Source organism: Paenibacillus sp. FSL R5-0749 (assembly GCF_038595085.1).
GTDB lineage: Bacteria > Bacillota > Bacilli > Paenibacillales > Paenibacillaceae > Paenibacillus.
Window position 1 is genome coordinate 5301343 of sequence record NZ_CP152005.1, and the last position, 12709, is coordinate 5314051.

A 12709-nucleotide genomic window follows, 5' to 3' on the forward strand; every position below is an offset into this window, starting at 1 on the left:
CCGTTCCAGCGGACGCCGAAGCCTCCGCAGAACGGTCTACTCTTCATACGAACCTTTCGGATACGTGGATTACAGGTGGATTCCTGCCTGCTCAACAAGCGCATGCTGCAATACCTGATCCATATGGGCGACCGGGACAAACTCCACATCTTCCTTGATGCTGTCTGGAATGTCACGCAGATCCCGTTCGTTATCCTTAGGCAATAATATTTTTTTATAACCTGCACGATGGGCTGCCAGTGATTTCTCTTTCAATCCACCAATGGGCAACACACGTCCACGCAATGTTATTTCACCAGTCATGGCGATATCCTTGGATACATGTTTGTTCGTCAGAGCTGAGATTAACGCTGTTGCCATCGTAATCCCGGCAGATGGACCATCCTTCGGAATCGCTCCTTCCGGAACGTGGATATGAATATCGTTCTTCTCATGAAAATCAGGCGCGATCCCAAGCTGCGTAGCTTTGGAACGTGTGTAACTGAATGCGGCTTGTGCCGATTCCTTCATGACATCCCCCAGTTTACCTGTAAGAGTCAATTTACCTGTTCCAGGCACAACAGTCACTTCAATGACAAGGGTATCTCCGCCAACTTCAGTCCACGCCAGACCCGTTACGGTACCAATCTGATCTTCCAGTTCGGCCATGCCATAACGGAACTTGCCAGGTCCAAGATAGTCTTTGATCTCATCTGATGTGATGTTAATCTGACCTTCCACACCAGACACGATATTCTTGGCAGCTTTCCGGCACAACGAAGCCATCTGCTGTTCCAGATTACGTACACCTGACTCCCGTGTATATTCACGAATTACACGCAACAACGCGTCATCCGGGATTTCCAGTTGCTCTTCTTCCAGACCATGGTCCTGCTTCTGTTTGGGCAACAAATAGTTTTTCGCAATTTGCAGCTTCTCCAGCTCCGTGTAACCAGGGATGTTGAGCATTTCCATCCGATCCAGCAATGGACGCGGAATATTGTGTACCGTATTGGCAGTTGTTATAAACATAACGTTGGATAAGTCAAACGGCAATTCTACAAAGTGATCACTAAACGTATTATTCTGTTCCGGATCAAGGACCTCAAGTAACGCTGCAGAAGGGTCTCCGCGGAAATCTGAAGCCATCTTATCAATCTCGTCGAGCAGGAATACCGGATTAAGTGAACCCGCCGTTTTCATACCCTGAATGATACGACCAGGCATGGCTCCTACATAGGTGCGTCGGTGTCCACGAATCTCGGCTTCATCGCGCACGCCGCCAAGAGAGATTCTGACAAACTCCCGTCCCAGCGATCTCGCGATCGAACGGGCAAGTGATGTTTTACCGACCCCTGGAGGTCCAACCAGGCAGAGAATTGGCCCTTTAAGCTTCTTGACGAGCTTCTGGACCGCCAGATATTCAAGCACACGTTCTTTGGGCTTTTCCAATCCGTAATGATCTGCATTGAGCACATCCTCGGCTTTTTGGATATCCAGATCATCTGCTGTCATCTGGCTCCAAGGAAGGCCAAGCAGCCAATCCACATAGTTGCGGATGACTCCGCCCTCGGCTGAGCTTGCAGGCATTTTCTCCAGTCGATCAATTTCTTTCTCAACCTTTTCTTTCACCTTGTCCGGCAAGCCGAGTTCTTCCATCTGCGTGCGAAGTTCCTCAACCTCACCCGCTCGGCCTTCTTTTTCACCCAGTTCTTTCTGGATTGCTTTCATCTGCTCACGCAAATAATATTCCTTCTGCGTTTTCTCCATCTGTTTCTTCACACGTTGGCTGATCTTGCGTTCAAGCTCCAGCACTTCACGCTCATTGTTCAGGATATCCAGCAATTTCTCCAGACGTTCCCGAACGTCGATGGTCTCCAGAATTTCCTGTTTATCCTTGATCTTCAAGGACAGGTGACTCGTGATGACATCGGCCAAACGCCCTGGTTCTTCGATGTCAGACACCGCAGCAAGTGTCTCTGGCGTCACTTTTTTGGACAGATTAATATAATTCTCGAACTGGTTCAGAACGGTACGCATCAAGGCATCCGTCTCCGGATGGGTATTCTCCTCTTCAGGCAGCTCTTTTGCCAGTACTTCATAATATTCCTCGTTGTCCGTATATTCAATAATTTCAGCCCGTTCCAAGCCTTCCACGAGTACACGAATCGTACCATTCGGAAGCTTCAGCATCTGTCTGACCTTGGCCACGGTTCCGATTCTGAAAATGTCTTCTTGTGTTGGTTCTTCAATATTTACTTCGGCTTGGGAACATAGGAGAATCAGATGTTCTTCTACCATCGCTTTTTCTAAAGCCTTGACCGATTTCTCCCGGCCCACATCGAGATGCAGTACCATACTCGGGTAGACGAGAAGTCCTCTTAAAGGCAGTAAAGGAAAACGACGACCTTTCGCTTTGCTCGGTCCCATCGCTTTCGCACCTCCAATGGCTCTCAGGTTGTAGTCATTCATTATTCTATCAAATGTTCACATAAAAAACCAATGAAGGGAAGCGTTTAGCAGCTTCCCGAATCTGTAACCTGTCCTGGACGAGGCACGTCAGCACGCAAATAGGAAGCAGATGCCGGTGGAAAAATCTCCGGTGCAGGGGTAACTGTCTCCTCTGCAAGCTTCGTCTGTTCTATCTGTTGTTCCGGAACCCAGGCGAACACTTCACGAAATACGTCCTGTACCGTATCTACCGGAATAACGCGCAAGCCATCCAGATTCTCGAAAATGGACTGCCAGTTCTCCGCGGGAATAATAACCGTCTTCGCTCCCGCCTGAAAAGCAGCCTCCACTTTGGCCAGCACGCCACCAATTGGCTTGACCCGACCATGAATACTGATCTCGCCAGTCATCGCTGTCTCATGATCCACAGGACGTCCCTGAATGGCTGATGTAATGGCAGTCGCCATGGCAATTCCGGCTGATGGACCATCAATAGGCGTCCCACCTGGGAAATTCACGTGTAAATCGTAATCATTCGGACGAATACCCATGGCTTTTAATACGGTTAACACATTTTCAACCGAGCCTTTAGCCATACTTTTCCGCCGGAGTGTACGCGAACCGCCTCCAATCTCTTCTTCATCCACAACGCCTGTAATGTTAATTCGGCCTTGATCTTTAAGAGCCGGAACAGCAGACACTTCAATTTCCAAAATGGTTCCCATATTCGGTCCGTATACCGCCAAGCCGTTAACAAACCCCACCTGAGGCTGTGAAGGGACCTTCCGGTCAGGCCGTGGCTGAATCTGACTGCTACCAGCCACCCACTCTACATCGGAAGCTTGAAGCGTCTCACGCTTCTCTGTCAGCGCAAGTCCAGCAGCCAGCTGGATGATATTGACCGCTTCACGTCCGTTGGTTGCATATCGCTTGACCACCTCAACGGCTTCTGGACACGGACTGAACCCTATTTTCTGAACAGCATCTTCTGCAATTCGTCCAATTTCTTCAGGCAACAAAGGACGGAAATAAACTTCCATGCAGCGCGAACGCAAGGCCGGTGGCAGTTCATGAGGGGAACGTGTCGTTGCTCCAACAAGGCGGAAATCGGCCGGCAGGCCATTTTGAAAAATATCGTGGATATAAGCAGGAGTATGCGTGTCTTCCGAGTTATAGTACGCACTCTCCAAAAACACCTTGCGATCCTCCAACACTTTCAACAGCTTATTCATCTGAATCGAATGCAATTCACCAATTTCATCAATAAAAAGCATTCCCCCATGCGCTTTGGTCACAGCCCCCGGTTTCGGTTGGGGAATACCTGCAACGCCCATGGCTCCTGCTCCCTGATATATCGGATCATGAACCGAACCAATTAAGGGGTCCGCAATACCACGTTCATCAAAACGGGCTGTTGTTGCATCCAGCTCGGTGAATTTCGCGTCTGGTTTGAAAGGGGAAGATGGATTCTTCTTCGCCTCTTCCAGCACAACCCTTGCGGCAGCTGTCTTCCCGACTCCGGGAGGGCCATAAATGATAACATGTTGCGGATTCGCACTGCATAATGCAGCTTTAAGGGCACGAAGCCCGTCTTTTTGCCCAACAATATCATTAATGGTAGCTGGACGCGTCTTCTCCGACAGCGGCTTGGTGAGTGAGATCGAGCGCAGCTTGCGCAGTTTCTCCAGTTCCTTGCGAGATTCACGCTCAACAGCACTGCGGTTGGTTTTCTGGCCACGCAGCAGGTTCCAGAAATACAAACCAATCACCACTCCAAAAAATAACTGAATCAACATTATGAACATTCCGAAATCACCCATGTCTCAACATCCTCCTTCTGTCCCTATTCTCATATGAGATCATGCTAATACTTGGTAGTATAGCCTTTTCAACGAGACGTAAACGGGCAATGCGGAATTTGTAGACGAGAATATAAAAAGCCCGCCATTGCTGGCGAGCTTTTGTTGTGACAGGATATGAATCAATCAGTGCGAACGACCAGGAATAACACCTGTCTCTTCGTAAGCTTCGACGATTTTGTCGATCTCTTTTTTCAATTCCTCAACCATGATTTCTTCAGGTACTTTACGGATCATCTTGCCATGACGGAACAAGAGACCTTCTCCACGAGCACCAGCAATCCCGATATCCGCTTCTTTGGCCTCACCTGGACCATTAACCGCACAACCCAATACCGATACTTTGATCGGTACCTTAAGTTTGGAGATATACTCTTCCACTTCGTTGGCGATGGAGAACAGGTCGATATCCAAACGTCCACATGTTGGGCAAGAGATCAATGTGGCTGCATTCGTAATGAGTCCAAATGTTTTGAGCAGATCACGAGCAACCTTGATTTCTTCTACCGGGTCCGCACTCAGTGAGATCCGCATTGTAGAACCAATACCCATGGACAACAAGGCTCCCATACCTGCAGAGCTTTTGATCGTACCGGAGAACAGTGTACCTGCTTCGGTAATCCCGAGGTGCAGCGGATACGGAATAATCTGAGCTGCTTTGGTATACGCCTCAATGGCCATCGGCACATCCGATGCTTTGAGTGACACGATGATATCGTGGAAATCAAGCTCTTCCAGAATACCAATGTGATACAATGCACTTTCTACCATAGCATCAGCCGTAGGATACCCATACTTCTCAAGAAGATGGTTTTCCAGAGATCCCGCATTTACCCCGATCCGAATTGGAATACCGCGCTCTTTACATGCTTTCACGACTTCTTCCACTTTGGAACGTTTACCGATGTTACCTGGATTAATCCGTACTTTATCAATACCGTTCTCAATCGCAAGCAAAGCCAGCTTATAGTTAAAATGAATGTCCGCTACGAGCGGTATATTAATACGTTTTTTGATTTCCTTGATGGCTGCGGCAGCTTCCTCGTTATTCACCGTGACACGTACCACTTGACAGCCCGCTTCTTCCAGTCGCAGAATCTCTGCAACCGTTGCTTCAACATCTGCCGTTTTGGTTGTACACATACTTTGGATAATGACTTCGTTACTGCCACCGATCGTTACGTTTCCCACTTTCACGGGACGTGTATCCTGTCTTAAATACATGAGTGATTTCTCTCCCCACAACGTCAAAGCTCCACCCTGACAGAGACATGAATTCGCCTTCTGCCAAAGTGGAGAACTGACAAGTCTATATTTCAGAGTTCAACGGGATTCAGGCCTTCATTAGGCGCTTTCTTCCTGCTTATCGTCCTTCGATTGGCTTAGTTCAGGCACAACTCTTTTCTCAACTACTTCTTCGGTAATGACACAATTCGTAACATCTTCACGTGAAGGCACTTCATACATGATTTCAAGCATGATCCCTTCAATGATGGCACGTAATCCACGTGCACCTGTGTTACGTTTAATTGCTTCTTTTGCAATCGCAAGCAATGCAGCTGGTTCAAATACCAGATTCACATTATCAAGCTCAAGCAATTTTTGGTACTGTTTGGTAAGCGCATTTTTTGGTTCGGAAAGAATCCGTACCAACGTATCTTCATCCAGCGGCTCCAAAGTGGAGATAACTGGCAGACGGCCTACAAACTCCGGAATCAGACCAAATTTCAGCAAATCTTCCGGCAATACCATGCCTAGGTATTCGCCTGGTTTCAGATCTTTTTGCTCGGAAACGGTATTGAAGCCAATGACTTTTTTACCGATACGGCGTTTGATCATTTGCTCCAGACCATCAAAGGCACCGCCGCAGATGAACAGAATGTTCGTTGTATCGATCTGAATGAATTCTTGATGAGGATGTTTGCGGCCACCTTGTGGTGGTACAGAAGCCACAGTTCCTTCAAGAATTTTCAAGAGAGCCTGTTGCACACCTTCGCCCGAGACATCACGAGTGATGGATGGGTTTTCGGATTTACGCGCTACTTTATCAATCTCATCGATATAAATAATGCCACGCTCTGCTTTTTCCACATCATAATCAGCAGCCTGGATCAGTTTGAGCAGGATGTTCTCTACATCCTCACCCACATAACCTGCTTCTGTTAATGACGTAGCATCCGCAATCGCAAAAGGTACATTCAAAATTTTTGCCATCGTTTGTGCAAGCAACGTTTTACCGGAACCTGTAGGTCCTAACAGCAAAATGTTACTCTTCGACAATTCAACGTCTTCGATCTTGCTTTGGGTGTTGATCCGTTTGTAGTGATTATACACCGCAACAGACAATGATTTTTTCGCTTGTTCCTGTCCAATAACATATTGATCCAGAATATTACGAATTTCTTTTGGTTTTGGAATATCTTTGAGGTCTATTTCTTCATCATGACCGAGTTCTTCCTCAACGATTTCGGTGCAAAGTTCGATACATTCATCACAAATGTACACGCCTGGTCCAGCGACCAGCTTACGTACCTGCTCCTGAGATTTACCGCAAAAAGAGCATTTCAGTTGCCCTTTCTCATCGTTAAATTTAAACATGAAACCACCCCTTTAGGAATTGATCGGTCTACTGAGCACCTGGTCAATAATGCCGTACGTCTTAGCTTCTTCAGCGCTCATGAAGAAGTCACGGTCTGTATCCCGCTCAATTTTCTCAAGAGGTTGACCCGTACGATCGACGTATATTTGATTCAGTTTCTGACGTGTTTTAATAATCCATTCTGCGTGTATCTTAATATCCGCAGCCTGTCCTTGAATACCGCCAAGTGGCTGATGAATCATTACTTCACTGTTCGTCAGCGCATATCTCTTGCCAGGTGCACCGGCTGTTAGCAATAACGAGCCCATGCTTGCTGCCATCCCTACGCAAATGGTAGATACATCCGGCTTGATAAATTGCATCGTATCGTATATACCCATCCCTGCGGTGACAGAACCACCAGGTGAGTTAATGTACAAGCTGATATCCTTTTCAGGATCGTCGGCTGCCAAAAACAAAAGCTGTGCTATGACAAGATTGGCTACATCGTCATCAATCGCACTGGTTAGAAAGATAATGCGATCTTTCAGCAAACGTGAATATATATCGTAAGACCGCTCGCCTCGATTGGTTTGTTCTATAACCATTGGCACCAGACTCATGAGACCAACCTCTTTTCTACATGTAATTAGACATAGGCCACCTGTAAAGCAAACCCAAATTCATTCTAACACTTTCCTGTGACAATGTCATTTTTCACAAGAGGGGTCAGATATCAGTTTGATTACTTTTTTAGCCTGATCATATTTAACCATGTTTTCTATGTATGTGCAAATTGAAGCCATCCTATGCCGTCTTGCCGTTTTTTATTTGCTTGAAGTACATAGGTATGTAAAAAGTGTACACACAGATCAGTAAAATTAGTTTACATCCATATAATTACTTCATTTTCTATAAAATGGATGTAATAATTTAAAAATAAGGCACGCAATAATTCACGTGCCTTATCGTTTATTCAACTGACAAGTTGATCACAGCTTGTCTTATTTTTCGTCAGCTTCTGCAACAACTTCTTCAGCCGGAGCTTCAACTGGTTCAACAACTGTGCTGTTCTCAACAAGAACGTCAATCGTTTTACGCAGTTTCACTTCATCGCGAAGGCTGTCCAGGGAACCATTACCTTCGAGGATGCCACGGATCTCTTCAGCAGGACGCTTGTAAGATTCAGCCATTTTCTCGAGTTCTTGATTCACTTCTTCATCAGATACTTCAATGTTCTCCGCTTTACCTACAGCTTCAAGCACCAGGTTGTTGCGAACACGTTTGGAAGCATCTTCTTGCATTTGTCCTCTCAGGTCAGCTTGAGTCTGGCCAGAGAAGCTCAGGAACATTTCAAGGTTCATACCTTGGTTACGCAGACGGTTGTCGAAATCACGCATCATGTTTTGTACTTCGCTGTCAACCATTGCAGCCGGAATGTCCACTTCAGCGTTCTCAGCCACTTTTTCTACAACTGCATTTTCTTGTGCAGCTTTGGCTTCGTCTGCTTTACGGGATTCCAATTGTGTTTTCAGGTCAGCTTTGTACTCTTCAAGCGTGTCAAATTCGCTAACATCTTTAGCAAACTCATCATCCAATGCAGGAAGCTGTTTGCGCTTGATTTCGTGAATTTTCACTTTGAATACCGCTTGTTTGCCAGCAAGTTCTGCTGCATGGTAGCTCTCTGGGAAAGTCACTTCAACGTCTTTGAAGTCACCTGTGGACAGACCCACAACTTGCTCTTCAAATCCAGGAATGAATGTGTTGGAACCCAGTTCCAGGGAATAACGCTCAGCTTGTCCACCTTCGAAAGGTACACCATCAACGGAACCGTCGAAGTCGATTACTGCAACGTCGCCGTTAGCAGCGGAACCTTCGTCAAGTACAACGAGTTCAGCGTGACGTTGTTGAAGACGCTCAAGTTCTTCATTCACGTCTGCTTCAGTTACTTCACCTTTTGCTACAGCAACTTCGATTCCTTTGTACTCACCCAGAGTCACTTCAGGTTTCACAGTTACTTTCGCTTTGAACTTGAATGTTTGTCCTTTAGCGAATTGTTCAACATCTACGTCAGGACGATCAACCGGGAAGATATCCGTTTGGTCGATTGCTTCTGTATAAGCTTCAGGAAGCAAAATGTCGATTGCTTCTTGATAAAGACTCTCTACACCAAAACGTGCTTCGAAGATGGAACGTGGTACTTTACCTTTACGGAATCCAGGTACGTTTGCTTGTTTAACCACTTTATTAAAAGCTTTGTCGAGTGCTGCGGTTACACGATCCGCATCCACTTCAACCTCAAGAACCCCAAGGTTCTTCTCTATCTTTTCCCAAGTTGCTTTCATTGTATACTTTCCCCTCCAAAATTCACATGTTCACGTAGGCAATCACGTACAAAATAACCATTTTAGTATAAACAAGATTAGATTCTTTTTCAAGGGGAATCCCTTGATAGAGTTTAAGGAAAACGTTTCCGGCCTCGATTACCCGTCCAAACCGGCAGATACAAACTGTTTCATGGAACGATAAGCCTGCTCGAGTCGAAAGCGCATCGCCCCTGTCACAGCATACATTGAGCGTGTATTCTCCTCATCATGCGAACCACCTAGACTGTCTGCAACGGTCATATGTAGGGCTGCTGCCCATATATCTGTCATGGAATCATTTTCTTCCAGCATCGATATATAATCGCGGGTTCCATACACCGCCATGACATATTGTATCCACAGTTCCTGGGCAAAGTAAAAGAGCGTAGGTTCGTGAACCTCCGTCTGATCTGCCACTCGTTCCAGAATCTGAACAATTTGAAGCGGGAATTCCTCTGGTTTAAGAGGCACCGTATCGATCTCGACTTCAACCTGCTCTTCGCCTCTCGTAAACTGGATCATACCTTGAACACCTCGGCGACGCAAGGTTTGCAACACCCGAAATTGAAGCAAAGGGTGAAGCGTCTTGTCTTTTAACCAATGGGTAAGTGCCTCGTCAATCTTCGGTAGATCCAGATAGGCCAGCTGCTCCAAGGCCAGCATCGTCTGTTCGGATAGCGGCTCCTCCATTACAGTACGAAGCATCTTATCTGCATATCCATCATCCTGTTCAAGCTTCATTCGAGCATGATGCCGTGCCATGTCATCCTCACTGATCTCTTCTTCCTCTTCCCGTTCTTCAAGAATGGCAGGCGAGGTTTCTTCATATTGAGGGAACGCCGCCTGAAGCCATTCGAGCAGGGCCCGCCATTCATCATAATGGCGCTCTTCCTGTCCCTGACATTGCAGCAAAAAGTGAAGCAATTTCATCGCTTCACCATACCGTTCATTTTCAAGCATAACTGTCAATTGAATCTGGTAATAGTCCAGCGTCTTAGGAAACAGCACAATATTGTTGTTATGCTCGGTTTCCGGGGTCGTGGATTCCTTAATGGGAGCACCTCCTCTATATCCTGAATCTCCAGTTGGAATCAACTTAAATAGATGTATATATTAAAACGAATGTCGATCTATTTTTTGAGTTCTCCTGATATTCTAACATAACCGTAAATATAATGAAAAAAACGTTACTGCCGCCAAATATCATATACGAAAAACAGATTAAAATAAAATGCTTGATATTCCTGTATGCATATGATAAAATCAATTTTGCTTGAAAAAATTCATGTCTCAGTAGCTCAGCTGGATAGAGCAACGCCCTTCTAAGGCGTCGGTCGGGGGTTCGAATCCCTCCTGGGACGTAAAAAAAGAGAACTTCCTTCGGGAAGTTTTTTTGCGTTCTGGGGATGAGAACCCCAACGGTTCGTCGAAGCATTCGCTTCGGTAGCACCACTTCGCAGTCTCGACTGCAAGGAGAGTATCCCTCCTGGGACGTAAAAAAAGAGAACTTCCTTCGGGAAGTTTTTTTGCGTTCTGGGGATGAGAACCCCAACGGTTCGTCGAAGCATTCGCTTCGGTAGCACCACTTCGCAGTCTCGACTGCAAGGAGAGTATCCCTCCTGGGACGTAATAAAGAGAACTTCCTTCGGGAAGTTTTTTTTGCGTTCTGGGGATGAGAACCCCAACGGTTCGTCGGAGCATTCGCTTCGGTAGTTCGGTACCTGGTGTCGCTGCATTGAAACGTTTGATTCGTTCATTATATGGACGACACGTTGCAGTATCGAAGATCTAACGAACCTAGGACACTTTATTAGACCCAATTTTAGCATCATGGAGTTCTAACGAATTTTAGAGAGCTTATTTCACCATTCCGGCGGATTAACTCACTCAGATTGCAGTAAATTACCTGATTAACGTTGCTGAGGTTCATTAGAATCTGCGCATAGCGGTTAACCATTACTATAAGACCTCTTCGATTCGTTAAGAAGTTTGTCAGCCCATGATCGTCTGAGCTCCGCATTCTTGTGGGTGCTTTTTTTTCATTTCATTGCTCAATATTGACACGGAATGTTATGCTTGCGAAGTGGATAATGTAACAATCCATACATATCAACTTCATAGAAAACAGGAGATTTTATCAATGTCATCTTCAATACAGCAGCACTCGTCCCTCCATGCCGAGGAAGAACATTCTTCGACATCCAAAAGATTCGGCCTGTTATTAGCAGGCATTATCGTTATCGCCGCTACCATGAGGTCACCGATCACAGCAACCGGACCTGTAGTGGAGATGATTCGCTCAGATACAGGTATCGGCCATACGATGGCCGGGCTTCTGACCTCACTACCTTTGCTCGCCTTTGCAGCAGTCTCTCCTTTTGCACCACGTCTTGCCAAACGGTTAGGACTGGAATCTGCTCTGCTATTGGCTGTTATCATCGTGACCATCGGAGTGGCCTTACGCTTGTTGCCTTCCGTTCTCTCTTTATATACCGGAACCGCAATATTGGGATGCGGCATTGCATTAAGCAACGTGCTGTTGCCAAGTTTGATCAAACGTGATTTTCCATTGCGGGTGGGGATCGTTACCGGATTATATTCTGTATCCATGAACATTTTTGGCGCCATCGCCTCAGGCGTGAGCGTGCCCCTAGCCGGATCTACATCTATGGGTTGGCGCGCTTCGTTAGGTATGTGGGCCCTGTTGTCCATACTTGCGCTTCTCTTGTGGCTCCCCCAGATCGCAGCAGGACGCAAGCAGATGTTATATGTTACCTCCCAGAGCGAAGGGACACCCGTGCGTCTAAGGACCTCTACACTAGCCTGGTTCATTACTTTATTTATGGGTCTGCAATCTCTAATATTCTATACGACGATTACCTGGCTACCCGAAATTCTCGCCGAGCAAGGGTTCAGCCCCACTTCAGCAGGGTGGATGCTCTCCTTGATGCAGATGGTTAGTGTACCGGCTACCTTTATCGTTCCGATCCTGGCCGGCCGAACGCAGAATCAGCGTGTTCTAACCACGATAACGTGCTCTTCATTAATTGTCGGGTATGCACTATTATTAAGTGGCATCGCTTCGCTCGTTACCATCGGCGTCACATTGGCTGGAATCGGTGCCGGAGCTTCGTTTGGACTGGTAACCATGTTCTTCGTCCTTCGCTCAAAAGATGCCAGGCAAGCTGCCAGCCTGTCCGGTATGGCCCAGTCCTTCGGATATATGCTGGCGGCAGTGGGACCTCTACTGTTCGGCATGCTTCATGACTGGACAAAAGGATGGACCCTTCCGTTGCTCATTCAGGTCATTCTGGCCATTGCTTTATTAATCGCAGGGCTTCAAGCCAGTAAAAATCGGATGATCGGTTAGTCATACCATTCATTAACAAAAAATAAATTAAAACAAAACGGCCTCTATCCTCGAAAATCAGGATGGAGGCCGTTTATGCTAGAACCATTCCTTCATTAGTTTACTC

At 46.5% G+C, this 12709-nt stretch carries 8 protein-coding genes and 1 tRNA gene; 2 read left to right on the top strand and 7 right to left on the bottom strand.

Going from position 1 to position 12709, the window contains the following annotated elements:
- Positions 1 to 69: 69 nt before the first annotated feature.
- From lon to MKY85_RS23720, 7 genes are all read right to left on the bottom strand, one after another.
- Positions 70 to 2409, bottom strand: a complete 2340-nt coding sequence (gene lon / locus MKY85_RS23690) for an endopeptidase La (protein ID WP_339305988.1) — start codon at positions 2407 to 2409, stop codon at positions 70 to 72.
- 86 nt (positions 2410 to 2495) lie between these two features.
- On the bottom strand, positions 2496 to 4250 hold the full coding sequence (gene lonB, locus MKY85_RS23695) for an ATP-dependent protease LonB (RefSeq protein WP_342570905.1): 1755 nt from the start codon (positions 4248 to 4250) through the stop codon (positions 2496 to 2498).
- A gap of 165 nt (positions 4251 to 4415) precedes the next feature.
- Positions 4416 to 5513: a flavodoxin-dependent (E)-4-hydroxy-3-methylbut-2-enyl-diphosphate synthase gene (ispG, locus tag MKY85_RS23700; protein ID WP_339237119.1), complete on the bottom strand. Its 1098-nt coding sequence runs from the start codon at positions 5511 to 5513 to the stop codon at positions 4416 to 4418.
- Between the two features lie 120 nt (positions 5514 to 5633).
- The gene (gene clpX, locus MKY85_RS23705) at positions 5634 to 6887 is read right to left on the bottom strand and encodes an ATP-dependent protease ATP-binding subunit ClpX (RefSeq protein WP_253440333.1); all 1254 of its coding nucleotides are present in this window, start codon (positions 6885 to 6887) and stop codon (positions 5634 to 5636) included.
- Positions 6888 to 6899: 12 nt separating this feature from the next.
- Positions 6900 to 7490: an ATP-dependent Clp endopeptidase proteolytic subunit ClpP gene (gene clpP, locus MKY85_RS23710; RefSeq protein ID WP_036605886.1), complete on the bottom strand. Its 591-nt coding sequence runs from the start codon at positions 7488 to 7490 to the stop codon at positions 6900 to 6902.
- A 381-nt stretch (positions 7491 to 7871) separates the two neighbouring features.
- Positions 7872 to 9212 (bottom strand): trigger factor, encoded by a 1341-nt coding sequence (gene tig / locus MKY85_RS23715; protein ID WP_342570906.1) that lies wholly within the window; start codon positions 9210 to 9212, stop codon positions 7872 to 7874.
- Between the two features lie 138 nt (positions 9213 to 9350).
- A complete protein-coding gene (locus tag MKY85_RS23720; RefSeq protein WP_339243189.1) occupies positions 9351 to 10193 on the bottom strand; it encodes a hypothetical protein in 843 nt (280 codons plus the stop codon).
- A gap of 327 nt (positions 10194 to 10520) precedes the next feature.
- Between MKY85_RS23720 and MKY85_RS23725 the strand changes: the two genes are divergently transcribed.
- Both MKY85_RS23725 and MKY85_RS23730 read left to right on the top strand, forming a co-directional pair.
- Positions 10521 to 10594 (top strand) — tRNA-Arg (locus MKY85_RS23725).
- Positions 10595 to 11373: 779 nt separating this feature from the next.
- On the top strand, positions 11374 to 12603 hold the full coding sequence (locus tag MKY85_RS23730; protein WP_339237125.1) for an MFS transporter: 1230 nt from the start codon (positions 11374 to 11376) through the stop codon (positions 12601 to 12603).
- Positions 12604 to 12709 lie beyond the last annotated feature (106 nt).

Coding starts and splice junctions, on each gene's coding strand:
- lon (WP_339305988.1), bottom strand. CDS start 2,409: ATGGGACCGAGCAAAGCGAAAGGTCGTCGTTTTCCTTTACTGCCTTTA.
- lonB (WP_342570905.1), bottom strand. CDS start 4,250: ATGGGTGATTTCGGAATGTTCATAATGTTGATTCAGTTATTTTTTGGA.
- ispG (WP_339237119.1), bottom strand. CDS start 5,513: ATGTATTTAAGACAGGATACACGTCCCGTGAAAGTGGGAAACGTAACG.
- clpX (WP_253440333.1), bottom strand. CDS start 6,887: ATGTTTAAATTTAACGATGAGAAAGGGCAACTGAAATGCTCTTTTTGC.
- clpP (WP_036605886.1), bottom strand. CDS start 7,490: ATGAGTCTGGTGCCAATGGTTATAGAACAAACCAATCGAGGCGAGCGG.
- tig (WP_342570906.1), bottom strand. CDS start 9,212: ATGAAAGCAACTTGGGAAAAGATAGAGAAGAACCTTGGGGTTCTTGAG.
- MKY85_RS23720 (WP_339243189.1), bottom strand. CDS start 10,193: ATGCTTGAAAATGAACGGTATGGTGAAGCGATGAAATTGCTTCACTTT.
- MKY85_RS23730 (WP_339237125.1), top strand. CDS start 11,374: ATGTCATCTTCAATACAGCAGCACTCGTCCCTCCATGCCGAGGAAGAA.